This is a genomic window from Bradyrhizobium sp. ISRA436 (assembly GCF_029910015.1).
In the GTDB taxonomy this organism is placed as follows: domain Bacteria; phylum Pseudomonadota; class Alphaproteobacteria; order Rhizobiales; family Xanthobacteraceae; genus Bradyrhizobium.
The window spans coordinates 3,091,818-3,113,471 of sequence record NZ_CP094519.1 but is presented as its reverse complement, the minus strand read 5'-3'; the positions used below and the strand labels follow the sequence as shown (position 1 = coordinate 3,113,471).

Sequence of the window (21,654 nt, the reverse complement as noted above, 5' to 3'; positions counted from 1 at the left end):
CAATTCCAAAAACGATCGCGAGCGGCCGGGCCACCCGCGATTTCAATCAAACGCGCCGACGCTTGCGCGGGCGGCAGCCATTGTGCGGGATCGTGGTCACGTCGCGGATCGAGGTGACGGTGAAGCCCGCAGCCTGCAGCGCACGGAGCGCCGATTCACGGCCCGAACCGGGGCCGGCCACTTCAACCTCCAGCGTGCGCATGCCGTGCTCCTGCGCCTTCTTGGAGACGTCTTCGGCCGCGACCTGCGCGGCATAGGGAGTCGACTTGCGCGAGCCCTTGAAACCCATGGTGCCCGCCGACGACCAGGCGATCGTGTTGCCCTGCGCGTCGGTGATGGTGATGGTCGTGTTGTTGAACGACGAATTCACGTGCGCGATGCCGGAGGCGATGTTCTTGCGTTCGCGGCGGCGTACGCGGGTGGCTTCCTTGCCCATTTCAAACCTTTCCTGTGATCTCAAGCGCCGCCGTAACGCCAGCGGCTACACCTCAAAACGCAAATAGCGAGTAGCGAACGTCCATTCGCTACTCTCCACCCGCAATTCGCAAAACTTACTTCTTCTTGCCGGCGATCGCCTTGGCCGGCCCCTTGCGCGTACGCGCATTGGTGTGGGTACGCTGGCCGCGCACCGGCAGACCGCGGCGATGCCGCAGGCCGCGATAGCAGCCGAGGTCCATCAACCGCTTGATGTTGATGCCGACCTCGCGACGGAGGTCGCCCTCGACCAGATAGTCGCGGTCGATGACTTCGCGGATCTGCAGGACTTCCTGGTCGGTCAACTGGTTGACGCGACGGTCCAGCGGGATCTTGACCTTCTCCATGATGTCGGCCGCGTTCTTCTGGCCGATGCCATGGATGTACTGAAGCGCGATCAGTACGCGCTTGTTGGTGGGAATGTTGACGCCGGCAATACGGGCCACGGACTTCTCTCCTGTCGCCGATCCCTTACGGATACGGGCTTCTCAAGTTCTTGCTTTCGCGGGCAGGTGTCCACAAACGCGAACACGACGCCCTTCCCCTCATGTCCTTCGGGGCCCGGCATCGTCATAAAACTATCCGACTTGGATGCGGGGCTTATTAAAGGATTCATGTCGGTTTCGTCAACCGCTCCTAACGCTTAGCTCGCTGTTTCGTGAGCTTTTTTGCTGCCTTCTTGGCGGTTTTCCTGCTCTTCCCGGCGGCCTTGGTCTTGGCCACCTTTTTGGCCTTTTTGGCGACCTTGGCAGCCTTCCGGGCCGGTTTGGCGGTCTTTTTGGCCCCCTTGGCGGCCTTTTTGGCTGCCCTGGACGCCGCCGCAGTCTTCCTGGCGGGCTTCGCAGCCTGCTTGGCGGGCTTCCTCGCCGCCTTGACGGCGGACTTGGCCGACTCAGCGGCCTTCGGTTCCAGCGCGCCGATCGCACCCAGGATCCGATTAATCTCGCGGGTGACGTGCTCGATGGTCATCATGCCATCGACGGTCAAGAGCTTCCGCCGCTCCGAATAATAGTGAATCAACGGTTCCGTCAGCGAACGGTACTGCGCAAGGCGCTTGGTCAGCACCTCCGGCGTATCGTCGAGGCGGACCTCCTCGCCACGCGCGCGGGTCTCCTCGGCGCGCTTCTCAACTCGGTCCAGCAATGCGCTCTCGTTCACGCGCAGTTCGACGACAGCGTCGAGCTTGAGATGCTTCTTCCTGAGGAGCTCGTCGAGCGCTTCCGCCTGCGGAACCGTGCGCGGGAAGCCATCCAGGATGAAGCCCTTCCTGGCGTCGGGCTGCTCGATGCGATCCGCGATAATTCCGACCACGACCTCGTCCGGCACCAAGCCGCCATTGGCCATGATTTCCTTGGCCTGCAGTCCGATCGGCGTGCCGGCGGCGACCGCCGCGCGCAGCATCTCGCCGGTCGAGAGCTGGACAATGCCATGCTTGTGGACCAGCCGCTGCGCCTGGGTCCCCTTGCCCGAGCCCGGCGGCCCCAAAAGGATCAATCTCATGACTAATTCGCCCCCCGGCTAGGTGAGCGAGACCCGCACACCCGTGATGTGAGTTTGGAACCGCCGCGCACCCCAATCAGCGCCGACGACCCCTGAGCTTCGACTTCCTGATCAGCCCTTCATACTGATGGGCGAGCAGATACCCCTGAACCTGCGCCACGGTATCCATCGTCACGCTGACGACGATCAAAAGCGACGTACCACCAAAGTAGAACGGCACCGAGGCGTAGGAAATCAGAATTTCCGGAATCAGACAGACGATAGCAAGATAGATCGCACCAAGCACCGTGATACGCGACAGCACGTAGTCGATATATTCGGCGGTGCGTTCGCCGGGCCGGATGCCCGGGATGAAACCGCCATGCTTCTTCAGATTGTCGGCGGTCTCGGTCGGGTTGAACACGATCGCGGTGTAGAAGAACGCGAAGAAGACGATTAGCGCGAGATAGAGGATCAGAAACAGCGGTCGGCCATGGCCGAGTTGGGTGGTGATCCACTGGAACCACTCCGGACCCTTGCCGGCATTGAAGTTCGCAACGGTGGTCGGCAGCAGCAGCAGCGACGAGGCGAAGATCGGCGGAATCACGCCCGAGGTGTTGAGCTTGAGCGGCAGATGCGAGGACTGGCCCTCGAACATCTTGTTGCCGACCTGGCGCTTCGGATACTGGATCAACAGCCGGCGCTGTGCCCGCTCCATGAACACGATGAAGGCGATCACCGCGATCGCCATCACGATGACGATCAGGATCAGGCCGGTCGACATCGCGCCCTGGCGACCAAGTTCCAGCATGTTGGCGAGCGCCGACGGCAGTTCGGCGACGATGCCCGACAGGATGATCAGCGAGATACCGTTGCCGATACCGCGCGAGGTGATCTGCTCGCCGAGCCACATCAGGAACATGGTGCCGCCGGTCAGCGTGATCGCGGTCGAAAGGCGGAAGAACATGCCGGGGTCGCTGACGACATTGCCGGCGCCTTCGAGGCCGACCGCGATGCCGTAGGACTGGAACAAGGCCAGGATCACCGTGAGATAGCGGGTGTACTGGTTCAGCGTCTTGCGGCCCGCCTCGCCCTCCTTCTTCAGGGCCTCGAGCTGCGGCGAAACGGTGGTGAGGAGCTGGATGATAATCGATGCCGAGATGTACGGCATGATGTTCAGCGCAAAGATCGCCATGCGGTGGATGCCGCCGCCGGCAAACATGTTGAACATGCCGAGGATGCCGCCGGACTGGGTGCGGAACACCTGTTCCCAGATGTTTGGATCGATGCCGGGCAGCGGGATGTAGGTGCCAAGCCGATAAACAAGCAGCGCACCCAGGGTAAACCAGATGCGCTTCTTCAGCTCGTCAGCCTTCGCCAGAGCTCCGAAATTGAGGTTTGCTGCAAGTTGTTCGGCTGCTGAGACCATGTTTCGGCTTTCTCCCGGAGCCCCCTTCGCCGACGCCCCCGCGGGGACGATCGGCAGACACCGGACATTATCTGGTGCTCGGCCTCGATAAGTCCATCATTCGATCTGCGGATTGCCCGAGCCGCGCGCGGGCAATGACGCAGATGTTACGCCGCCTCGCCTTCTTCCGCCTTGGCGGGGGCCAGGATCTTGACCGAGCCGCCAGCCTTCTCGACCGCGGCAATCGCCGACTTGGAGGCGCCGTGCACCTCGATGGTCAGCTTGGCCTTGATCTCGCCGCGGCCGAGCAGCCGCAGGCCATCCTTGGCGCGGCGCAGCACGCCGGCCTTGACCAGGGTTTCGGCGTTCACGGTCGCAGACGCATCGACCAGCTTGTTGTCGATCGCTTCCTGCAGACGATCGAGATTGATCTCGGCGAAGTCGAGCTTGAAGATGTTGTTGAAGCCGCGCTTGGGCAGACGGCGATGCATCGGCATCTGGCCGCCTTCGAAACCCTTGATGCGGACGCCCGAACGCGCGGTCTGGCCCTTGCCGCCGCGGCCCGAGGTCTTGCCCTTGCCGGAACCGATGCCACGGCCGACGCGCATCCGCTTCTTGCGGGCGCCGGCGTTGTCGGCGATATCGCTGAGCTTCATCGCCCTTCTCCTTATATCTTGCTTACTCGCCGACGACGCGGACGAGATGCTGGACCTTGCTGATCATGCCGCGAACTTCAGGGGTGTCCTGCAGCTCGGCGACCCGACCGATCTTGTTGAGCTTGAGGCCGATCAGCGTCGAACGCTGCGAGTGATGGCGGCGGATCGCGCTGCCGATCTGCTCGACCTTGATCGTCTTGCTGGCCTTGGCCATGACAATAACTCCAAATAGCGCGCTGGTTTCCCGCGCGGGTTATTCCGCCACCACTTCGGCGTCGCCGCCGACGCGGCGCGACTGCAGGGTGGAGACCTTGATGTTGCGGCGGGCGGCCACCGAACGCGGCGAATCCTGATGCTTCAGCGCGTCGAAGGTCGCGCGAACCATGTTGTAGGGATTCGACGAGCCGATCGACTTCGCCACCACGTCCTGGATGCCGAGCGTCTCGAACACCGCGCGCATCGGGCCGCCGGCGATGATGCCGGTACCGGCCGGAGCGGCACGCAGATAGACGCGGCCGGCGCCGTGACGGCCGGCGATGTCGTGGTGCAGCGTGCGACCTTCGCGAAGGGCGACGCGCGTCAGGTTCCGCTTGGCCGACTCGGTCGCCTTGCGGATCGCCTCGGGAACTTCGCGCGCCTTGCCGTGGCCGAAACCGACCCGGCCCTTCTGGTCGCCGATCACGACCAGCGCCGCAAAGCCGAAGCGCTTGCCGCCCTTGACGACCTTCGCCACGCGATTGATGTGGACGAGCTTGTCGACGAACTCGCTGTCGCGCTCCTCGCGCTCCCTGCTCCGTTCGCGTCCGCCGCGTTCGCGTTCACCTGCCATGGTGTTTTCCAATCTCTAGGAGGCCTGCGCCTCTTTCCTCGTAATCGTTCGATTCGTTTAGAAGCTCAATCCGCCTTCGCGCGCCGCATCGGCGAGCGCCTTGACGCGCCCGTGATAGATGTAGGCGCCGCGATCGAACACGACTTCCTTGACACCCTTCTGCGCCGCACGTTCCGCCAGCAGCTTGCCGACCGCCTTTGCCGCATCGATGTCGGCGCCGGTCTTGCCGGATTCGCGCATGGTCTTCTCCAGCGACGAGGCGGACGCCAGCGTCTCGCCCTTCTGGTCGTCGATGACCTGGGCGTAGATGTGCTTCGACGAGCGGAACACCGACAGCCGTGGACGGCCGCCTGCCGAACGGCGAAGCGCAAGGCGCACGCGCTGCTTGCGCCGGGCATTCGTAACCTTGAGTGACATGACCGGCTCCGTTACTTCTTCTTGCCTTCCTTGCGGAAGATAAATTCGTTGGCGTACTTCACGCCCTTGCCCTTGTAGGGCTCCGGCGGACGGTAGGCGCGGATCTCGGCGGCGACCTGACCGACGCGCTGCGGGTCGTTGCCGGTGATCGTGATCTCGGTCGGCTTCGGCACCGCGATGGTGATGCCTTCCGGGATCGCGTAGATCACGTCGTGGCTGTAGCCGAGCGCGAGCTGCAGGTTCTTGCCCTGCATCGCGGCGCGGTAGCCGACGCCGGTGATCTCGAGCTTCTTCTCGAAGCCCTTGGTGACGCCCTCGACGAGGTTCGCCACCTGCGCCCGCGCGGTGCCGTACATCGCCTGCGCGCGGTTGGTCTTGACGCGCGGAGCGACCTTGACCTGGCCGTTCTCGAACTTCACCTCGACGTCGTCATGCACGACGAACTGAAGCTGGCCCTTCGGCCCCTTCACCTTCACCGTCTGGCCTTCGACGGTCGCCGTCACACCCGACGGGATCGCCACCGGCTTCTTGCCGATACGTGACATCGTAAATTCCTTCCTCAGAACACCGTGAAGAGAACTTCGCCGCCCACATTCGCCTCGCGCGCCTCGTGGTCAGCCATGATTCCCTTCGGCGTCGACAACACCGAAATGCCGAGACCGTTGTTCACGCGCGGCAGGTTCTTCACCGAGGCGTAAACGCGGCGGCCCGGCTTCGACACCCGCTCGATCTCGCGGATGACGGGCTCTCCGTCGAAATACTTCAGCTCGATCTCGAGCTCGCTGCGGCCGCTCGCATGCTCGACGCTGGCGTAGCCGCGGATGTAACCCTCGGCCTTCAGCACCTCGAGCACGTTGGCGCGCATCTTCGAGCCGGGGCTCGAGACCTTGGACTTCGAGCGCATCTGCGCGTTGCGGATGCGGGTGATGAGATCGGAGATCGGATCGTGCGTGGACATGGTTCCGACCCTCCTTACCAGCTTGACTTCACGAGCCCGGGAACCAGGCCCTTGGAGCCGAGTTCACGCAGCGCGATGCGCGACAGCTTGTTCTTGCGATAGTTCGAGCGCGGACGCCCGGTCAGCTCGCAGCGGTTGCGGATGCGCGTCGGCGACGAGTTGCGCGGCATCTCGGCGAGCTTCAGCGTCGCCGCGAAGCGCTCTTCCATCGGCTTGGTCTTGTCGGCGATGATCGCCTTCAGCTTCTCGCGGCGGGGAGCGGCGTTCTTCGCCATCCGCTTGCGCCGGTTGTTCTTCTCGACTGAACTCTTCTTTGCCATGCTTGGCTCCTGGGTATCCGCGTTTGAGTTGCCTTGACTCAGCTACTCACTGCCGGAACGGGAAATTGAAAGCGGTCAACAAGGCGCGCGCCTCGTCGTCGGTCTTGGCGGTGGTGCAGACCGTGATGTCCATGCCACGCGCTTCCGAGACCTTGTCGAAGTCGATCTCGGGGAAAATGATGTGCTCCTTGATGCCGAGCGAATAGTTGCCGCGGCCGTCGAAGCTCTTCGGGTTCAGGCCGCGGAAGTCGCGGACGCGGGGCAGCGCCACGTTCACCAGGCGGTCGATGAACTCGTACATATGGGCCTTGCGCAGCGTGACCTTGCAGCCGATCGGCTGGTTCTCGCGCAGCTTGAAGGTCGCGATCGCGACGCGCGAATAGGTCACGATCGCCTTCTGGCCGGCGATCAGGGTCAGCTCGGCAGCGGCGGTCTCGGCCTTCTTGCGGTCGTTGACGGACTCGCCGACGCCCATGTTGAGCACGACCTTGTCCAGGCGCGGAACCTGCATCACGTTGGCATAGCCGAACTTCTCGGTCATCATGCCGCGGATCTTCTTGTCATACTCCGCGCGCAGGCGCGGCACGTAAGCGGTATCAGCCATCGATCTCTGCTCCCGAGCTCTTGGCAACACGAACCTTCTTGCCATCGGCCTGAATCTTGAACCCAATGCGGGTCGGCTTTCCGTCCTTGCCGACATACGCAATGTTCGACAGGTGGATCGGCGCCTCCTTGGAGATGATGCCGCCCTCCTGGGACTGGGTCTGCTTCTGGTGACGCTTCACCATGTTGATGCCGCGGACGAGAGCCTTGTTCTCGTCCGGACGCACCTCGAACACCTCGCCGGTGCGACCCTTGTCGCGGCCGGTGAGCACGATCACCTTGTCGCCCTTGCGGATTTTGGCAGCCATCACAGCACCTCCGGCGCGAGCGAAATGATCTTCATGTGGTTCTTGGCGCGAAGCTCGCGCGGCACCGGCCCGAAAATACGGGTACCGACCGGCTCCGACTGGTTGTTGATCAGCACGGCGGCGTTGCGGTCAAAACGGATGACCGAACCGTCGGCGCGGCGGATGTCCTTGCGGACCCGCACCACGACGGCCTTCATCACGTCGCCCTTCTTCACCTTGCCACGCGGAATGGCTTCCTTGATCGACACAACGATAATGTCGCCCACGGTGGCATAGCGACGCTTGGAACCGCCAAGCACCTTGATGCACATGACACGGCGTGCGCCTGAATTATCGGCCACGTCGAGGTTGGTCTGCATCTGAATCATTGATGCACCTCGTCCTCTTTCTGCGCTTTAGCGCGCTCAAAATTTCCCTGAAATGCCTCGGCTAAGCCGAAGTTATCAGGCCGTTTTCTTGTGTTCGCCCCGGACCACGGTCCAGCGCTTCAGCTTCGAGATCGGCTTCGATTCCTCGATCCAGACCATATCGCCGGGCTTGAACTGGTTGTTCTCGTCGTGCGCGTGGTAGTTCTTGGAACGGCGGATCGTCTTCTTGTAGATCGGATGGGTGAAGCGGCGATCGACGCGCACCACCACCGTCTTGGCTTGCTTGTCGCTGACGACCACGCCCTGCAGAGTACGTTTCGGCATAGCTTGGCCCCTTACTTCTTCTTCGCGCGCTGCTCGGCAGCGATGGTCTTGATACGGGCGATGTCACGGCGGGCTTCCCGCATCCGCGACGTGTTCTCCAGCTGACCGGTGGCGCGCTGGAAGCGGAGGTTGAAGCGCTCCTTCTTCAGGTTGAGGATCGCGTCTTCCCGCTGGTCGTCGCTCATCGCGCGAATGTCTGCAACTTTCATCTCGGCCATGGCGATTACTCCGCAATGCGCGCGACGAAGCGCGTCTTGATCGGCAGCTTGGCGGCGGCGAGCGACAGCGCTTCCCTCGCGGTCTGCACCGGCACGCCGTCGATCTCGAACATCACGCGGCCCGGCTTGATCCGGACCACCCACAATTCCGGCGAACCCTTGCCGGAGCCCATGCGGACTTCGGCGGGCTTCTTGGACACCGGCACATCGGGGAACACGCGGATCCAGACGCGGCCGGCGCGCTTCATGTGACGGGTCAGCGCGCGGCGGGCGGCTTCGATCTGGCGGGCGGTGACGCGCTCAGGCTCCATCGCCTTCAGGCCGAACTGGCCGAACGCCAACGTCGCGCCAGAGGTCGCAACGCCGTGGATACGGCCCTTATGCGCCTTCCGGAACTTCGTTTTCTTAGGTTGCATCATGGCTTTAAGCCCTCAAATTCCTGCTTTGCCTCAAGCGGCGGCCGCATCGCGGCGCGAACGCGGGGTGTCGCCTTCGGCCATCTTCTTGTCCTGGGCCATCGGATCGTGCTCGAGGATCTCACCCTTGAAGATCCAGACCTTGACGCCGCAGGTGCCGAAGGTCGTGAACGCGGTCGCAACGCCGTAATCGACGTCGGCGCGCAGCGTGTGCAGCGGCACGCGGCCCTCGCGGTACCACTCCATGCGCGCGATTTCAGCGCCGCCGAGACGGCCCGAGCAGTTGATGCGGATGCCTTCGGCACCGAGGCGCATCGCCGACTGCACGGCGCGCTTCATGGCGCGGCGGAACGCGACGCGGCGCTCGAGCTGCTGGGCGATCGATTCTGCGACCAGGGTCGCGTCGAGCTCGGGCTTGCGGATCTCCACGATGTTGATCACGACGTCCGACGAGGTGATGTCGGCGACCTTCTTGCGCAGCTTGTCGATGTCGGCGCCCTTCTTGCCGATCACCACGCCCGGACGCGCCGAGTGGATCGTCACGCGGCACTTCTTGTGCGGACGCTCGATCACGATACGCGCCACGGCCGCCTGCTTGAGCTCCTTGTGCAGGATCTCGCGGATCTTGACGTCCTCGTGCAACAGCTTGCCGTATTCCTGCTTGCCGGCGAACCAACGGGAATCCCAGGTCCGGTTGATGCCGAGACGCAGCCCGATTGGATTGATCTTTTGACCCATCGTCTTCTCCTGCGCCCTTAAGCGCTTGCCTCGGCCTCGACCTGACGAACCACGATGGTCAGGTGCGAGAACGGTTTGTACACACGGCCCGAACGGCCACGACCACGCGGCGCAAAGCGCTTCATCACGAGACCGTTGCCGACATGCGCCTCGGCAACGACGAGATCGTCGACATCGAGGTCATGGTTGTTCTCGGCGTTCGCGATTGCCGACTCCAGGCACTTCTTGACGTCGACCGCGATCCGCTTGCGCGAGAACTGCAGGTCGGCGAGCGCAGCAGACGCCTTGCGGCCGCGGATCAGCTGCGCCACCAGGTTGAGCTTCTGCGGGCTGACGCGCAGCATGCGGGCGACGGCCTTGGCCTCATTGTCCGCGAGGCTACGTTCGCGCTTTGGTTTGCTCATCGTCTAATCCTCAAGCCTTCTTGGCTTTCTTGTCGCCTGAGTGGCCATGGAAGGTCCGGGTCGGCGAGAACTCGCCGAACTTGTGACCCACCATTTCCTCGTTGACCGCCACCGGCACATGCTTCTGGCCGTTGTAGACGCCGAACGTCAGGCCGACGAACTGCGGCAGGATAGTCGAGTGGCGGCTCCAGATCTTGATGACGTCGTGACGGCCGGACGCGCGCGCGGCATCTGCCTTCTTGAGCAGAGAGCCTTCGACGAACGGGCCTTTCCAGACTGAACGAACCATGTCCGGCGTTCCTTACTTCTTCCGCTTGTGGCGGCTTAGGAGAATGAATTTGTTGGTCGACTTGTTGGTGCGGGTCTTCTTGCCCTTGGTCGGCTTGCCCCACGGAGTAACCGGGTGGCGACCGCCCGAGGTACGACCTTCACCACCGCCGTGCGGGTGATCGATCGGGTTCATGACGACGCCGCGGTTGTGCGGACGCCAGCCGAGCCAGCGAGTCCGACCGGCCTTGCCGATCGAGATGTTCATGTGATCGGGGTTGGAGACCGCGCCGATCGTGCCGCGGCAACGGCCGTGCACCAGGCGCTGCTCGCCCGAGTTCAGGCGGATGATCACGTAGTCCTGGTCGCGGCCGACGATCTGGGCGTAGGTACCGGCCGAGCGCGCGAGCTGCCCGCCCTTGCCGATCTTGAGCTCGATGTTGTGCACGATCGTGCCGACCGGCATGTTGCCGAGCGGCATGACGTTGCCGGGCTTCACGTCGACATAGTTGCCGGCGACGACGGTGTCGCCCGCCGCCAGACGCTGCGGCGCCAGGATGTAGGCCTGCTCGCCGTCCTGGTACTTGATCAGCGCGATGAACGCGGTGCGGTTCGGATCATATTCCAGCCGTTCCACGGTCGCCGGCACGTCCACCTTGTCGCGGCGGAAGTCGACGGTGCGGTAGGCCTTCTTGTGGCCGCCACCGCGGAAGCGCACGGTGATGCGACCGGTGTTGTTGCGGCCGCCGGTGCCGAGCTTGCCCTCGGTCAGCGTCTTCACCGGCTTGCCCTTGTAGAGCGCCGAACGATCGACCATGACCAGCTGGCGCTGGCCCGGCGTCGTGGGATTGTAGGTTTTCAATGCCATCGTCGTTGCGCCTTATAGTCCGGTAGTCACGTCGATCCGGTGGCCCTCTTCCAGGGTCACGATCGCGCGCTTGGTGTCCGACTGCGAGCCGAGATTGCCGCGGAACACCTTGGTCTTGCCCTTGCGAACGAGGGTGTTGACGCTCTTCACCTTGACGTCGAACAGCTTCTCGATCGCTTCCTTGATCTGCGGCTTGGTGGCCTTGCCGGAGACCTTGAACAGCACCTTGTTGTGCTCGGAGGCCAGCGTCGCCTTTTCCGTCACGACCGGAGCGACGATCACGTCGTAGTGGCGCGGATCAATATTCTTCATTTGAAGCGCGCCTCCAGCGCATCAACCGCGGCCTTGGTCAGCACCAGCTTCTGGCGGCGGAGAATGTCGTAGACGTTGATGCCCTGGATGGGCAGCACGTCGATGTTCGGGATGTTGCGGGCCGCCGTCGCGAAACCGGCGTTCAGCTCCGCACCGTCGATGATCAGCGCGTTGGTGAGCCCGAGGCCGGAGAATTGACCGAGCAGCGCCTTGGTCTTGGCCTCCTTGACGGCTGCATTGTCGATCACGACAAGCCCGCCATCCTTGGCCTTGGCCGACAACGCATGCTTCAGCGCGAGCGCCCGCACCTTCTTCGGCAGGTCGGTCGCATGCGAGCGAACGATCGGACCAAACGCTCGGCCACCGCCGCGGAACTGCGGCACGCGAGCCGAGCCGTGACGGGCGCCGCCGGTGCCCTTCTGCTTGTACATCTTCTTGCCGGTGCGCCAGATCTCAGCGCGGCCCTTGGCCTTGTGCGTACCGGCCTGACGCTTGTTCAGCTGCCACTGCACGCAGCGCTGGATGATGTCCGCGCGCGGCTCGAGACCGAAGATCGCGTCCGAGAGCTGAACCGATCCGGCGTCCTTGCCTTCAAGGGTCGTGACTTTCAGTTCCATCTCACGCGCCCTCCTTCTCGGCCGGAGCCTCGGCAGCCTCGCCGCCGGCAACCTTGAACTTGCCGGGCTTCGGGGCTTCCTTCGGCAGCGGCTTCTTCACCGCGTCGCGCACCGAGATCCAGCCGCCCTTGGAGCCGGGAACGGCGCCTTCGACGAGGATCAGGCCGCGCTCGACGTCGGTCTGCACCACGCGCAGATTGAGCGTGGTGATGCGATCAACGCCCATGTGACCGGGCATCTTCTTGTTCTTCCAGGTCTTGCCGGGATCCTGACGACCACCGGTCGAACCGATCGAACGGTGCGAGATCGACACACCGTGGGTGGCGCGCAGGCCGCCGAAATTCCAGCGCTTCATACCGCCGGCAAAACCCTTACCGACCGAGGTGCCGGTCACGTCGACAAACTGGCCGACCACGAAATGGTCCGCCTGGATTTCCGCGCCCACCGGGATCAGCGAGTCCTCGGACACGCGGAACTCGGCGACCTTGCGCTTGGGCTCGACCTTGGCGACCGCGAACTGGCCGCGTTCGGCCTTGGGCATGTAGACGGTCTTGCGGGTGCCCGCGCCGAGCTGAAGGGCGACATAGCCGTTCTTCTCGGTCGTGCGGTGACCCAGCACCTGGCAGTTGCCCAGCTTCAGCACGGTCACAGGGATATGCTCGCCGGTCTCCGTAAAGACCCGCGTCATCCCGACCTTTTGTGCGATCACTCCGGAGCGCATCGGCGTGCTTCCTGTCTTTCTGTCCGCAAGCGGCGGACGTAAAAATCCAAATCCTTAGAGCTTGATCTCGACGTCGACACCAGCGGCCAGGTCGAGCTTCATCAGCGCATCGACGGTCTGCGGGGTCGGGTCGACAATGTCGAGGAGGCGCTTGTGGGTGCGCATCTCGAATTGCTCGCGGCTCTTCTTGTCAACGTGCGGCGAACGGTTGACGGTGAACTTCTCGATGCGGGTCGGCAGCGGAATGGGTCCGCGAACCTGCGCACCGGTGCGCTTCGCCGTGTTCACGATCTCACGGGTCGACGTATCGAGGATTCGATGGTCGAACGCCTTGAGACGGATGCGAATGTTTTGGCCGTTCATTGCCGTATTCTCTCTTTAGTGAGTGGCGAGTAGCGAATAGCGAATGGAGTGACCCACTCGCTACTCGCCATTCCCTATTCGCGTTCTTACTCGATGATGGCGGCGACGACGCCGGCGCCGACGGTGCGGCCGCCTTCGCGGATCGCGAAGCGCAGCTTTTCTTCCATCGCGATCGGCACGATCAGGTGCACTTCCATCGCGATGTTGTCACCCGGCATCACCATCTCGGTGCCTTCGGGCAGGTGCACGACGCCGGTCACGTCGGTGGTGCGGAAGTAGAACTGCGGACGGTAGTTTGTGAAGAACGGGGTGTGGCGGCCGCCCTCTTCCTTGGTGAGGATGTAGGCCTCAGCCTTGAACTTGGTGTGCGGCTTGACCGAACCGGGCTTGCACAGCACCTGGCCACGCTCGACTTCCTCGCGCTTGGTGCCGCGGAGCAGCGCACCGATGTTGTCGCCAGCCTGGCCCTGATCGAGCAGCTTGCGGAACATTTCGACGCCGGTGACGATGGTCTTCTGGGTGTCGCGGATACCGACGATTTCGATTTCGTCGCCGACCTTGACGATGCCACGCTCGACACGGCCGGTGACGACGGTGCCACGGCCCGAGATCGAGAACACGTCTTCGACCGGCATCAGGAACGGCTGGTCGATCGGACGCTCCGGCTGCGGGATGTACTCGTCGACGTTGCGCATCAGCTCGAGGATGGCGTCGTGGCCGAGCTTCTTGTCCTTGTCTTCGAGGGCGGCGAGCGCCGAGCCCTTGATGATCGGGATCTTGTCGCCCGGGAATTCGTACTTCGAGAGCAACTCGCGGACTTCGAGCTCGACGAGCTCGAGCAGCTCCGGATCGTCGACCATGTCGCACTTGTTGAGGAACACGACGAGCGCGGGCACGCCGACCTGGCGGGCGAGCAGGATGTGCTCGCGGGTCTGCGGCATCGGGCCGTCAGCGGCCGACACGACCAGGATCGCGCCGTCCATCTGGGCAGCGCCCGTGATCATGTTCTTCACGTAGTCGGCGTGGCCGGGGCAGTCGACGTGGGCATAGTGACGGTTGGTCGTCTCGTACTCGACGTGTGCGGTCGAGATGGTGATGCCGCGCGCCTTCTCTTCCGGCGCCTTGTCGATCTGGTCGTAGGCGGTGAACGTCGCACCACCGGTTTCTGCGAGCACCTTGGTAATCGCTGCGGTCAGCGAGGTCTTGCCGTGGTCGACGTGACCGATGGTTCCGATGTTGCAGTGCGGCTTGGTACGTTCGAATTTAGCTTTGGCCATTTGACTCTCCGTTCAATCGTTAGTTGCCAACCAACGACAATCAGGCAAACTTCTTCTGGACTTCAGCCGACACGTTCGCCGGAGCTTCGGCGTAGTGATCGAACTGCATGGTGAAGGTCGCGCGACCCTGGCTCATCGAGCGCAGATTGTTCACGTAACCGAACATGTTCATGAGCGGGACCATCGCGTTGATGACGTTGGCATTGCCGCGCATGTCTTGGCCCTGGATCTGGCCGCGCCGCGAGTTCAGGTCGCCGATGACCGAACCGGTGTAGTCTTCCGGGGTCACCACCTCGACCTTCATGATCGGCTCGAGCAGAACAGACTTGCCCATCTGCAGCGCCTCGCGGAAGCAGGCGCGCGTGGCGATTTCGAAGGCCAGCGCCGACGAGTCAACGTCGTGGAACTTGCCGTCGATCAGCTGCACCTTGACGTCGACCACCGGGAAGCCGGCGACCACGCCCGACGACAGCACGCTCTCCAGACCCTTTTCGACGCCGGGGATGTATTCCTTCGGCACCGCACCGCCCACGATCTTCGACTCGAACTCGTAGCCCTTGCCGGCCTCGTTCGGCTCGACGATCAGCGTCACGGCAGCAAACTGGCCGGTACCGCCGGTCTGCTTCTTGTGGGTATAGCTGTGCTCGACCCGCTTGGTGACACGCTCACGGAACGCCACCTGCGGCGCGCCGATATTGGCGTCGACCTTGTAGGTGCGCTTGAGGATGTCGACCTTGATGTCGAGATGGAGTTCGCCCATGCCCTTCAGGATGGTCTGACCGGACTCGTGGTCGGTCGATACGCGGAAGGACGGATCCTCCGCGGCGAGCTTGGCGAGCGCCACGCCCAGCTTTTCCTGGTCGGCCTTCGACTTCGGCTCGATCGCGATCTCGATCACCGGCTCCGGGAATTCCATCTTCTCGAGGATCACGGGGTGGGTCGGATCGCACAGCGTGTCACCGGTGCGCGCTTCCTTCAGGCCTGCCAGCGCGACGATGTCGCCGGCATAGGCTTCCTTGATGTCTTCGCGGTTGTTCGCATGCATCAGCAGCATGCGGCCGATACGCTCCTTCTTCTCGCGGGTCGAGTTCACCACGCCGGTGCCCGACTGCAGGATGCCAGAGTAGATGCGACAGAAGGTGATCGTGCCGACGAAGGGATCGTCCATGATCTTGAACGCGAGCAGCGACAGCGGCTCCTTGTCGTCCGCCTTGCGCACCACTTCGTTGCCCTTGTCGTCGGTGCCCTTGATCGCGGGCACATCGAGCGGCGACGGCAGATAGTCGACGACGGCGTCGAGCAGCGGCTGCACACCCTTGTTCTTGAACGCGGAGCCGCACAGCACCGGATAGAAGGCGCCGGTCAGCACTGCCTTGCGAAGCAGCCTCTTGAGCGTCGCCTCGTCGGGCTCCTTGCCGTCGAGGTAAGCGGCCATGGCATCGTCGTCGAGCTCGACGGCGGCTTCCACCATCTTCTCGCGATATTCCTTGGCCTGCTCGACCAGATCTTCCGGGATGTCGACATAGTCGAACTTGGCGCCGAGCGATTCATCGTTCCAGATGATGCCCTTCATCTTCACGAGGTCAACGAGACCCTTGAAGTTGTTCTCGGCACCGATCGGAAGCTGGATCGCGATCGGCTTGGCGCCGAGGCGGTCGACGATGTCGGACAGGCACTTGAAGAAGTCGGCGCCGGTCTTGTCCATCTTGTTGGCGAACACGATGCGCGGCACCTTGTACTTGTCGCCCTGGCGCCACACGGTCTCGGTCTGCGGCTCGACGCCCTGGTTGGAGTCGAGCACGCACACGGCGCCGTCGAGCACGCGCAGCGAACGCTCGACCTCAATGGTGAAGTCGACGTGGCCGGGGGTGTCGATGATGTTCAGGCGCTTGCCGTTCCAGAACGCGGTGGTCGCAGCCGAGGTGATCGTGATGCCGCGCTCCTGCTCCTGCTCCATCCAGTCCATCGTCGCGGCACCTTCGTGCACTTCGCCGATCTTGTGGCTCTTGCCGGTGTAATAGAGGATGCGCTCGGTGGTCGTGGTCTTGCCGGCGTCGATATGCGCCATGATACCGAAGTTGCGGTAGTCCTCGATGGCATGTTGGCGGGGCATGAGACTGTTCCTTAGATTCCGTTGTTCGCCTTACCAGCGATAGTGCGAGAAGGCGCGGTTGGCTTCCGCCATCCGGTGCACGTCTTCACGCTTCTTGACGGCGTTCCCGCGATTGTTCGACGCATCCAGCAGCTCCGCCGAGAGCCGCTCCGTCATGGTCTTCTCGTTGCGCTCGCGCGCGGCCGAAATGAGCCAGCGGATGCCGAGCGCCTGACGGCGCACCGAGCGGACTTCCACCGGCACCTGGTAGGTCGCGCCACCGACGCGGCGGGAGCGGACCTCGATGGTCGGCATCACATTCTCGAGCGCCTGCTCGAACACGCCGAGCGGGTTCTGCTTGGTCTTGGCCTCGATCATGCCGAGCGCACCGTAGACGATGTTTTCGGCAACCGACTTCTTCCCGGCGTACATCACCGAGTTCATGAACTTCGTAATGACAATGTTCCCGAACTTCGGGTCGGGAAGAACTTCACGCTTCTCAGCAGAATGGCGACGCGACATCTGATCGGTTCCCGCTTACTTCGGACGCTTCGCGCCGTACTTCGAACGGCGCTGCTTACGGTTCTTGACGCCCTGGGTATCCAGCACGCCGCGGAGGATGTGGTAGCGCACGCCCGGCAAGTCCTTGACGCGGCCGCCGCGGATCATGACCACCGAGTGCTCCTGCAGGTTATGGCCCTCACCCGGGATGTAGCCGATCACCTCGAAGCCGTTGGTCAGGCGCACCTTGGCGACCTTGCGAAGCGCCGAGTTCGGCTTCTTCGGGGTCGTGGTGTAGACGCGCGTGCAAACGCCGCGCTTCTGCGGCGACTGCTGCAGCGCCGGCACCTTCTTGCGCGACTTCTGCACTTCACGTGGATTAGCGATCAGCTGGTTGATCGTCGGCATGCAGCCTTCACCCTTTAGTTCGCGCGAAACCTTGAATGGCTCCGCAAATTCTTCTCGGGATCAGCCATCCCGTACGGCCCGCTCGACGCGGAACAATCAACCGCGCAAAACGAAATCGCGCCAACCACTCATCGCTGAGCGGAAAGCGCTTCGACGCCACAGAGGACCGCGATTCCCGGACTGCTCAGCGTTCGCTGCCCAGCCCGCCACCGAGGTCATGCATCCGAATTCACTCTCAAGAGGACTTGCTCAAGAGAACTAAAATCGTCCTGGCATTGCCTAGCTATCATCGACAGCGTTTGAGCGGCATTCGTCGAGGTTGGTGCCCGTCCGTCTCCCAAAAGGGACCCTAGGGTGTTCCGTTCCGACGCTGGCGTAGCTCACCGCCTGTCGTTAAGTGGGCGCCTTGTATAAGCGCGGGATAGTGAAGTCAAGCAAAACGATAATCAAAGAAGCGCCTCTGGCGCCTGCGGATTTCGCATTTCCTCCGCGCCCGCGTGCACGCCGGATTATGACAATTCCCCTGCCCCACACTACCCCACGGTGCGTTCGGGTGAATCATATTTTACCCGGACATAATATGATCAGAAACAATTCTTCCCGACCGGGTACGGGAGTCGGCCGCAAAACTAAGGTTTTATTTGCCATTCGCAGCGCAAAAAAGGCGGGTCCTGTCGTCTCGGACCCCTTATGCGGCACACCGACATTGCAATCATCGGCGGAGGCCTCGCGGGTTCGACCGCTGCGGCCATGCTCGGGCGCGCCGGGATTCCGAACATTTTGATCGACCCGCACCGGACCTATCCGTTCGATTTCCGCGTCGAGAAGCTCGGCGGAGTTGAGCAGCTGCAGCGATTCGCTGCGACGGGATTCGCCGAATCCGTGCTGCGCTCGGCCACAAGGAGCGGCGAAAACTGGATCGCGCGATTCGGCTATCTGCTCGACACTCCCCCGAACCAGCAATTCGGCATCATGTACGACGCGCTGATCGCAGCAATCCGCGCCGAAATCGCCGGACCGGCCGAATTCGTCTGCGACAAGGTTATCGATGTCAGGACCAGCGCCGAACGCCAGACGCTGGCGCTTTCCAACGGCGATACGATCTCGGCCCGGCTCTTGGTGCTCGCCAATGGACTGAACGTCGGGCTGCGCCGCAGCCTCGGCATTGGGCGCGAGGTCACCAGCCCCTGCCACTCCATCTCGTTCGGCTTCGATCTCGTGCCGGTGGGGCGTTCGGCCTTCCCGTTCGCGGCGATGACCTATTTCTCCGAGCGGCCAAGCGATCGCATCCCCTATCTGACGCTGTTTCCGATCGAAGGCCGGATGCGCGCCAATCTCTTCACCTATCGCCAGGCCGAAGATCCCTGGCTGCGCGCGATGCGGCGCAATCCGGTCGAGGCACTCAACGCCGCGCTGCCGCGGTTGCGCCGGATCACCGGCGACTTCGATGTCTCCGGCGACATCAGGGTCAGGCCCACCGACCTCTATGTCAGCACCGGCTATCGGCAGGCCGGCGTCGTGCTGGTCGGCGACGCCTTTGCGGCCACCTGCCCGGTCAGCGGCACCGGAACCGACAAGGTGTTCACCGACGTGGTGCAGCTCTGCAGCGTCCACATCCCGGCCTGGCTCGCGACCGACGGCATGGGTGCGGACAAGATCGCAACCTATTACGACGATCCGCTCAAGACGGCGTGCGACGCCTGGTCAAACGCCAAGGCGTTCTCGTTCCGCTCGGTGTCGATCGACCCCGGGCTCTATTGGCGCGCTCAGCGCTGGGCGCGCTTTCTCGCCTATCTTGTCAAAGGCCGGCTTCGGCGGCTGCGCAGCGGCGGACGCCGGGCGGCGGTGGCGCATGCGGTGCCGCAGACGCCGCAGTAGCTGGTAACCGAGCTGGCGCCCCGCTTCCATCCGGTAGCCCAGCGAATGACCGGCGCGAACGTCGATCAGCATGTCCACCATGGGACGGCGGCCGGCCCATAGCTGCGCCATGAAGCTGTCCTCGGCGGCGCACGAATTGATCGCCTGGATACCGGATCCGGCAAGCAGCTGGTCCGTGACCTTGTCGACCAGCAGCGCGCCGGGCGAGTACTTGCCGAACGTCAGATCGAACGCCGTCTTCCAGGTATAGGCCGTCGTTCCGCAATACATCAAAACCTGTGCCGCGATCGGTTCATCGTTGACCTGCAGCAGCGCGACCGATGCGCATTGCACGGCGGCGAGATTCTGCATCAGTCTCCGCGCAAACACCGCATCGCGGCCGTCCGACAGCAGCGCGGTGCCGCGCGCGCCCTTCCAGCTCGCCTGCTCCATCGTCAGAAATGTCTCGAACGCGGCGGGCACGGCGGCGGGCGATCGGTCGTTGATCACCTCGACGTTGCCCAGCGCCGACAGCCTGTTCCAGTCCTGGCGCAGCTTCTTCCGCGTCGAGCCGGAGCGCTTCACGCCGAACTCCCGCGTCACATAAGGCCGTGCGCTCGTCGTCAGCACCAGCGGAGCCACGCCGCGCGCGGCGAGCATATCCATCATCGCTTTGTGGCTCGGCGTTTCCGCATCGAACTGCATCAGGTTCATCATCTTCGGCAGCTGCGGGTTCATCTCGACTGCCGCCAGCAGCGCCGGCATCACCTCGTCGACATGGAGGGGATCGACCACCGGGTTGGACAGAAAGGCGTAGTTGTAAGGCAGCCCCTCCAGCACCTCGGGCCAGCACGGGACCACCCTGCGCCGCTGCAGGGCCCAGGCGCCGACCAGGCGGCGCGAACCTGTGCCCTCATGCCATGCGAGCATCATCCCGATGCGGGCAAAATGAGTGTCGTTCGCCGCCTTCAGCGCGGCAGGATTCATGAACACGTTCGGCGATGCCCGCAGAACGAGATCGTCCCACTGCGTGCCAAGGTCCAGATTTGGTGAATCGATCGTTACCGAAATCATCCGCAATTTGCCTGTTCGGTCGTTTCGACAGGGCATCGTGCGATGCGGAGATTGTGATTCGATTAAGCGCGGCGGTGTTGACCGGATCGTGATCAGGCGCTTCAGCGTTTTTTTGCCATTGAGGCGCAGACTCGCCGCTTCAATTCGGGGCCCATCATCCATGCGGTACACGGACGTTGCGATCGTGGGCGGCGGCCTTGCCGGCGCGACTGCCGCAGCAATGCTCGGGCGCGCCGGCGTGACGGCCTGCCTGATCGATCCGCACGTGACCTACCCGCCCGAGCTGCGCTGCGAGAAGCTGGCCGGAAACCAGCTCGAGCTGTTGCGCAAGACGGGTCTCGCCGAACAAACGCTGGACGCCACCACGCTCGACGGCGAGGTCTGGGAGGCACGCTTCGGCCTCGTGGTCGCCAGGAAACCGAGCGACCAGCACGGCGTGATGTACGACACGCTGGTCAATGCCGTCCGTGCGCAGGTCCCCGCGAGCGTAGAGATCATCCACGGCAAGGCCTACGCGATTGTAACCAGCAGCGACCGCCAAAGGATCACGCTCGCCGACGACAAGGTGGTTTCGGCGCGCCTCGTCGTGCTCGCAAACGGACTGAACATCGGTCTTCGCGAGATGCTCGGCATGCAACGCCGCGTCATCAGCTCATGTCATTCGATCACGCTTGGCTTCAACATCGCGCCGGTCGGCCGCGCCTCGTTCGAATTCCCGGCGCTGACCTACTGGCCGGGGCGGCCAGGCCAGCGGATGGCCTATCTCTCGGTCTTCCCGATCGGCGACAAGATGCGCGCCAACCTGATGGTCTACCGCGACATGACCGATCCGTGGCTGCGCGATTTCCGGCAGGCCCCCGAAGCGACGATGATGGCGGTGATGCCGGGCCTGCATCGCATGATGGGGGATTTCAAGGTGGGCACGCCGATCCGGATCAGGCCCGCCGATCTCTGCGTGACCGACGGCTATCTTCGGCCCGGCGTCGTGCTGGCCGGCGACGCGTTTTCGACGTCCTGCCCGGCCGCCGGCACCGGGACGACCAAAGTCTTCACCGATGTCGAACGCCTCTGCAACGTCCATATCCCTGCCTGGCTCGCCACGGACGGCATGGACGTCGACAAGATCAAGCAATTCTACGAGGACCCCATCAAGGTCGCATGCGAGGCGCGATGCCTCGCCAAGGCCTATCACCTGCGGTCGCTCTCGATCGAACGCGGGGTTGCATGGCGGGCTGGTCGTTGGGGCCGCTTCGCGGTTCGCCTCGCCCAGGGCGTCCGCTACGCGATCCGCAAACGGCTGCCGGTGAGGTCTGCCCGCCCCGAACGCCGCGTGATCGGCGGACAACCGCAGCGAGGCCGGCTCGCCTGATCCAGGCG

General features: G+C 63.3%; 31 protein-coding genes and 1 pseudogene. 2 read left to right on the top strand and 30 right to left on the bottom strand.

Annotated features, from left to right (window positions below; genetic code table 11):
- Nucleotides 1–46 precede the first annotated feature (46 nt).
- From rpsK to rpsL, 29 genes are all read right to left on the bottom strand, one after another.
- Nucleotides 47–436: a 30S ribosomal protein S11 gene (gene rpsK / locus MTX23_RS14655; RefSeq protein WP_006021048.1), complete on the bottom strand. Its 390-nt coding sequence runs from the start codon at nt 434–436 to the stop codon at nt 47–49.
- 115 nt (nt 437–551) lie between these two features.
- Nucleotides 552–920: a 30S ribosomal protein S13 gene (gene rpsM / locus MTX23_RS14650; RefSeq protein WP_137483446.1), complete on the bottom strand. Its 369-nt coding sequence runs from the start codon at nt 918–920 to the stop codon at nt 552–554.
- Nucleotides 921–1,110: 190 nt separating this feature from the next.
- The gene (locus MTX23_RS14645; protein WP_280977366.1) at nt 1,111–1,974 is read right to left on the bottom strand and encodes an adenylate kinase; all 864 of its coding nucleotides are present in this window, start codon (nt 1,972–1,974) and stop codon (nt 1,111–1,113) included.
- 76 nt (nt 1,975–2,050) lie between these two features.
- Nucleotides 2,051–3,382 (bottom strand): preprotein translocase subunit SecY, encoded by a 1,332-nt coding sequence (secY, locus tag MTX23_RS14640; protein ID WP_280977365.1) that lies wholly within the window; start codon nt 3,380–3,382, stop codon nt 2,051–2,053.
- A 146-nt stretch (nt 3,383–3,528) separates the two neighbouring features.
- Nucleotides 3,529–4,017 (bottom strand): 50S ribosomal protein L15, encoded by a 489-nt coding sequence (rplO, locus tag MTX23_RS14635; RefSeq protein ID WP_280977364.1) that lies wholly within the window; start codon nt 4,015–4,017, stop codon nt 3,529–3,531.
- Between the two features lie 22 nt (nt 4,018–4,039).
- Nucleotides 4,040–4,231: a 50S ribosomal protein L30 gene (gene rpmD / locus MTX23_RS14630; protein WP_028335461.1), complete on the bottom strand. Its 192-nt coding sequence runs from the start codon at nt 4,229–4,231 to the stop codon at nt 4,040–4,042.
- Nucleotides 4,232–4,270: 39 nt separating this feature from the next.
- Nucleotides 4,271–4,846, bottom strand: a complete 576-nt coding sequence (gene rpsE, locus MTX23_RS14625) for a 30S ribosomal protein S5 (RefSeq protein ID WP_016843761.1) — start codon at nt 4,844–4,846, stop codon at nt 4,271–4,273.
- A 57-nt stretch (nt 4,847–4,903) separates the two neighbouring features.
- Nucleotides 4,904–5,263, bottom strand: a complete 360-nt coding sequence (gene rplR / locus MTX23_RS14620) for a 50S ribosomal protein L18 (protein WP_280977363.1) — start codon at nt 5,261–5,263, stop codon at nt 4,904–4,906.
- A gap of 11 nt (nt 5,264–5,274) precedes the next feature.
- On the bottom strand, nt 5,275–5,808 hold the full coding sequence (rplF, locus tag MTX23_RS14615) for a 50S ribosomal protein L6 (RefSeq protein WP_280977362.1): 534 nt from the start codon (nt 5,806–5,808) through the stop codon (nt 5,275–5,277).
- A 14-nt stretch (nt 5,809–5,822) separates the two neighbouring features.
- On the bottom strand, nt 5,823–6,221 hold the full coding sequence (rpsH, locus tag MTX23_RS14610) for a 30S ribosomal protein S8 (RefSeq protein WP_280977361.1): 399 nt from the start codon (nt 6,219–6,221) through the stop codon (nt 5,823–5,825).
- 14 nt (nt 6,222–6,235) lie between these two features.
- Nucleotides 6,236–6,541, bottom strand: a complete 306-nt coding sequence (rpsN, locus tag MTX23_RS14605) for a 30S ribosomal protein S14 (RefSeq protein WP_280977360.1) — start codon at nt 6,539–6,541, stop codon at nt 6,236–6,238.
- A 46-nt stretch (nt 6,542–6,587) separates the two neighbouring features.
- Nucleotides 6,588–7,145, bottom strand: coding sequence for a 50S ribosomal protein L5 (gene rplE / locus MTX23_RS14600; RefSeq protein ID WP_280977359.1), 558 nt, complete (start codon nt 7,143–7,145; stop codon nt 6,588–6,590).
- Nucleotides 7,138–7,452, bottom strand: a complete 315-nt coding sequence (gene rplX / locus MTX23_RS14595) for a 50S ribosomal protein L24 (protein ID WP_280977358.1) — start codon at nt 7,450–7,452, stop codon at nt 7,138–7,140. The genes rplE and rplX overlap by 8 nt, the downstream gene beginning before the upstream one ends.
- Complete coding sequence (gene rplN / locus MTX23_RS14590) at nt 7,452–7,820, bottom strand: 50S ribosomal protein L14 (protein WP_006611848.1); 369 nt, start codon at nt 7,818–7,820, stop codon at nt 7,452–7,454. Before rplN ends, rplX begins: the two co-directional genes overlap by 1 nt.
- Nucleotides 7,821–7,895: 75 nt before the next feature.
- On the bottom strand, nt 7,896–8,144 hold the full coding sequence (gene rpsQ / locus MTX23_RS14585; protein ID WP_066499426.1) for a 30S ribosomal protein S17: 249 nt from the start codon (nt 8,142–8,144) through the stop codon (nt 7,896–7,898).
- 11 nt (nt 8,145–8,155) lie between these two features.
- Nucleotides 8,156–8,362: a 50S ribosomal protein L29 gene (gene rpmC, locus MTX23_RS14580; protein ID WP_280977357.1), complete on the bottom strand. Its 207-nt coding sequence runs from the start codon at nt 8,360–8,362 to the stop codon at nt 8,156–8,158.
- Between the two features lie 5 nt (nt 8,363–8,367).
- A complete protein-coding gene (gene rplP, locus MTX23_RS14575) occupies nt 8,368–8,781 on the bottom strand; it encodes a 50S ribosomal protein L16 (RefSeq protein WP_280977356.1) in 414 nt (137 codons plus the stop codon).
- 30 nt (nt 8,782–8,811) lie between these two features.
- Complete coding sequence (gene rpsC, locus MTX23_RS14570) at nt 8,812–9,516, bottom strand: 30S ribosomal protein S3 (protein WP_280977355.1); 705 nt, start codon at nt 9,514–9,516, stop codon at nt 8,812–8,814.
- A gap of 17 nt (nt 9,517–9,533) precedes the next feature.
- Nucleotides 9,534–9,920 carry a 50S ribosomal protein L22 gene (gene rplV / locus MTX23_RS14565; RefSeq protein WP_280977354.1) on the bottom strand — a complete coding sequence of 129 codons (387 nt, stop codon included), beginning with the start codon at nt 9,918–9,920 and terminating at the stop codon, nt 9,534–9,536.
- Nucleotides 9,921–9,930: 10 nt separating this feature from the next.
- A complete protein-coding gene (gene rpsS, locus MTX23_RS14560) occupies nt 9,931–10,209 on the bottom strand; it encodes a 30S ribosomal protein S19 (protein WP_280977353.1) in 279 nt (92 codons plus the stop codon).
- Between the two features lie 12 nt (nt 10,210–10,221).
- On the bottom strand, nt 10,222–11,055 hold the full coding sequence (gene rplB / locus MTX23_RS14555) for a 50S ribosomal protein L2 (RefSeq protein WP_280977352.1): 834 nt from the start codon (nt 11,053–11,055) through the stop codon (nt 10,222–10,224).
- Nucleotides 11,056–11,067: 12 nt separating this feature from the next.
- Nucleotides 11,068–11,367: a 50S ribosomal protein L23 gene (locus tag MTX23_RS14550; protein WP_044538543.1), complete on the bottom strand. Its 300-nt coding sequence runs from the start codon at nt 11,365–11,367 to the stop codon at nt 11,068–11,070.
- The gene (gene rplD, locus MTX23_RS14545; RefSeq protein WP_280977351.1) at nt 11,364–11,984 is read right to left on the bottom strand and encodes a 50S ribosomal protein L4; all 621 of its coding nucleotides are present in this window, start codon (nt 11,982–11,984) and stop codon (nt 11,364–11,366) included. Before rplD ends, MTX23_RS14550 begins: the two co-directional genes overlap by 4 nt.
- A gap of 1 nt (nt 11,985) precedes the next feature.
- On the bottom strand, nt 11,986–12,705 hold the full coding sequence (gene rplC / locus MTX23_RS14540; RefSeq protein ID WP_280977350.1) for a 50S ribosomal protein L3: 720 nt from the start codon (nt 12,703–12,705) through the stop codon (nt 11,986–11,988).
- Nucleotides 12,706–12,759: 54 nt separating this feature from the next.
- Complete coding sequence (gene rpsJ / locus MTX23_RS14535; RefSeq protein ID WP_002712302.1) at nt 12,760–13,068, bottom strand: 30S ribosomal protein S10; 309 nt, start codon at nt 13,066–13,068, stop codon at nt 12,760–12,762.
- Nucleotides 13,069–13,154: 86 nt separating this feature from the next.
- Nucleotides 13,155–14,345: an elongation factor Tu gene (tuf, locus tag MTX23_RS14530; protein ID WP_280977349.1), complete on the bottom strand. Its 1,191-nt coding sequence runs from the start codon at nt 14,343–14,345 to the stop codon at nt 13,155–13,157.
- Nucleotides 14,346–14,385: 40 nt separating this feature from the next.
- Nucleotides 14,386–16,458 carry an elongation factor G gene (fusA, locus tag MTX23_RS14525; protein ID WP_280977348.1) on the bottom strand — a complete coding sequence of 691 codons (2,073 nt, stop codon included), beginning with the start codon at nt 16,456–16,458 and terminating at the stop codon, nt 14,386–14,388.
- Between the two features lie 30 nt (nt 16,459–16,488).
- Nucleotides 16,489–16,959, bottom strand: a complete 471-nt coding sequence (rpsG, locus tag MTX23_RS14520) for a 30S ribosomal protein S7 (RefSeq protein WP_280977347.1) — start codon at nt 16,957–16,959, stop codon at nt 16,489–16,491.
- Between the two features lie 15 nt (nt 16,960–16,974).
- Complete coding sequence (gene rpsL / locus MTX23_RS14515; RefSeq protein WP_006611834.1) at nt 16,975–17,346, bottom strand: 30S ribosomal protein S12; 372 nt, start codon at nt 17,344–17,346, stop codon at nt 16,975–16,977.
- 690 nt (nt 17,347–18,036) lie between these two features.
- On the opposite strand from rpsL, the gene MTX23_RS14510 reads away from it, so the two are divergent.
- Nucleotides 18,037–19,224: an NAD(P)/FAD-dependent oxidoreductase gene (locus MTX23_RS14510; protein ID WP_280977346.1), complete on the top strand. Its 1,188-nt coding sequence runs from the start codon at nt 18,037–18,039 to the stop codon at nt 19,222–19,224.
- A 198-nt stretch (nt 19,225–19,422) separates the two neighbouring features.
- Here the strand turns inward: MTX23_RS14510 and MTX23_RS36360 are convergent.
- Nucleotides 19,423–19,863 (bottom strand): annotated as a pseudogene (locus tag MTX23_RS36360) (GNAT family N-acetyltransferase); the annotation flags it as partial.
- A 574-nt stretch (nt 19,864–20,437) separates the two neighbouring features.
- Here MTX23_RS36360 and MTX23_RS14500 point away from each other — a divergent pair.
- On the top strand, nt 20,438–21,646 hold the full coding sequence (locus MTX23_RS14500) for an FAD-dependent monooxygenase (RefSeq protein WP_280977345.1): 1,209 nt from the start codon (nt 20,438–20,440) through the stop codon (nt 21,644–21,646).
- Nucleotides 21,647–21,654: the final 8 nt, after the last annotated feature.

What these genes read in the sequence shown, in the direction of transcription:
- rpmD (WP_028335461.1), bottom strand. Translation starts at nt 4,231, where the DNA reads ATGGCCAAGGCCAGCAAGACGATCAAGGTCGAGCAGATCGGCAGCGCG.
- MTX23_RS14510 (WP_280977346.1), top strand. Translation starts at nt 18,037, where the DNA reads ATGCGGCACACCGACATTGCAATCATCGGCGGAGGCCTCGCGGGTTCG.
- rpsH (WP_280977361.1), bottom strand. Translation starts at nt 6,221, where the DNA reads ATGTCCACGCACGATCCGATCTCCGATCTCATCACCCGCATCCGCAAC.
- rplF (WP_280977362.1), bottom strand. Translation starts at nt 5,808, where the DNA reads ATGTCACGTATCGGCAAGAAGCCGGTGGCGATCCCGTCGGGTGTGACG.
- secY (WP_280977365.1), bottom strand. Translation starts at nt 3,382, where the DNA reads ATGGTCTCAGCAGCCGAACAACTTGCAGCAAACCTCAATTTCGGAGCT.
- rpsE (WP_016843761.1), bottom strand. Translation starts at nt 4,846, where the DNA reads ATGGCAGGTGAACGCGAACGCGGCGGACGCGAACGGAGCAGGGAGCGC.
- rpsK (WP_006021048.1), bottom strand. Translation starts at nt 436, where the DNA reads ATGGGCAAGGAAGCCACCCGCGTACGCCGCCGCGAACGCAAGAACATC.
- rpsQ (WP_066499426.1), bottom strand. Translation starts at nt 8,144, where the DNA reads ATGCCGAAACGTACTCTGCAGGGCGTGGTCGTCAGCGACAAGCAAGCC.
- rplB (WP_280977352.1), bottom strand. Translation starts at nt 11,055, where the DNA reads ATGGCATTGAAAACCTACAATCCCACGACGCCGGGCCAGCGCCAGCTG.
- rplD (WP_280977351.1), bottom strand. Translation starts at nt 11,984, where the DNA reads ATGGAACTGAAAGTCACGACCCTTGAAGGCAAGGACGCCGGATCGGTT.
- rplE (WP_280977359.1), bottom strand. Translation starts at nt 7,145, where the DNA reads ATGGCTGATACCGCTTACGTGCCGCGCCTGCGCGCGGAGTATGACAAG.
- rplX (WP_280977358.1), bottom strand. Translation starts at nt 7,452, where the DNA reads ATGGCTGCCAAAATCCGCAAGGGCGACAAGGTGATCGTGCTCACCGGC.
- rpsL (WP_006611834.1), bottom strand. Translation starts at nt 17,346, where the DNA reads ATGCCGACGATCAACCAGCTGATCGCTAATCCACGTGAAGTGCAGAAG.
- rpsJ (WP_002712302.1), bottom strand. Translation starts at nt 13,068, where the DNA reads ATGAACGGCCAAAACATTCGCATCCGTCTCAAGGCGTTCGACCATCGA.
- rplP (WP_280977356.1), bottom strand. Translation starts at nt 8,781, where the DNA reads ATGATGCAACCTAAGAAAACGAAGTTCCGGAAGGCGCATAAGGGCCGT.
- rplC (WP_280977350.1), bottom strand. Translation starts at nt 12,705, where the DNA reads ATGCGCTCCGGAGTGATCGCACAAAAGGTCGGGATGACGCGGGTCTTT.
- MTX23_RS14550 (WP_044538543.1), bottom strand. Translation starts at nt 11,367, where the DNA reads ATGAAGAATATTGATCCGCGCCACTACGACGTGATCGTCGCTCCGGTC.
- rpsS (WP_280977353.1), bottom strand. Translation starts at nt 10,209, where the DNA reads ATGGTTCGTTCAGTCTGGAAAGGCCCGTTCGTCGAAGGCTCTCTGCTC.
- rpsN (WP_280977360.1), bottom strand. Translation starts at nt 6,541, where the DNA reads ATGGCAAAGAAGAGTTCAGTCGAGAAGAACAACCGGCGCAAGCGGATG.
- MTX23_RS14500 (WP_280977345.1), top strand. Translation starts at nt 20,438, where the DNA reads ATGCGGTACACGGACGTTGCGATCGTGGGCGGCGGCCTTGCCGGCGCG.
- tuf (WP_280977349.1), bottom strand. Translation starts at nt 14,345, where the DNA reads ATGGCCAAAGCTAAATTCGAACGTACCAAGCCGCACTGCAACATCGGA.
- MTX23_RS14645 (WP_280977366.1), bottom strand. Translation starts at nt 1,974, where the DNA reads ATGAGATTGATCCTTTTGGGGCCGCCGGGCTCGGGCAAGGGGACCCAG.
- rplV (WP_280977354.1), bottom strand. Translation starts at nt 9,920, where the DNA reads ATGAGCAAACCAAAGCGCGAACGTAGCCTCGCGGACAATGAGGCCAAG.
- rpsC (WP_280977355.1), bottom strand. Translation starts at nt 9,516, where the DNA reads ATGGGTCAAAAGATCAATCCAATCGGGCTGCGTCTCGGCATCAACCGG.
- fusA (WP_280977348.1), bottom strand. Translation starts at nt 16,458, where the DNA reads ATGCCCCGCCAACATGCCATCGAGGACTACCGCAACTTCGGTATCATG.
- rpsG (WP_280977347.1), bottom strand. Translation starts at nt 16,959, where the DNA reads ATGTCGCGTCGCCATTCTGCTGAGAAGCGTGAAGTTCTTCCCGACCCG.
- rplR (WP_280977363.1), bottom strand. Translation starts at nt 5,263, where the DNA reads ATGTCACTCAAGGTTACGAATGCCCGGCGCAAGCAGCGCGTGCGCCTT.
- rplN (WP_006611848.1), bottom strand. Translation starts at nt 7,820, where the DNA reads ATGATTCAGATGCAGACCAACCTCGACGTGGCCGATAATTCAGGCGCA.
- rpmC (WP_280977357.1), bottom strand. Translation starts at nt 8,362, where the DNA reads ATGGCCGAGATGAAAGTTGCAGACATTCGCGCGATGAGCGACGACCAG.
- rplO (WP_280977364.1), bottom strand. Translation starts at nt 4,017, where the DNA reads ATGAAGCTCAGCGATATCGCCGACAACGCCGGCGCCCGCAAGAAGCGG.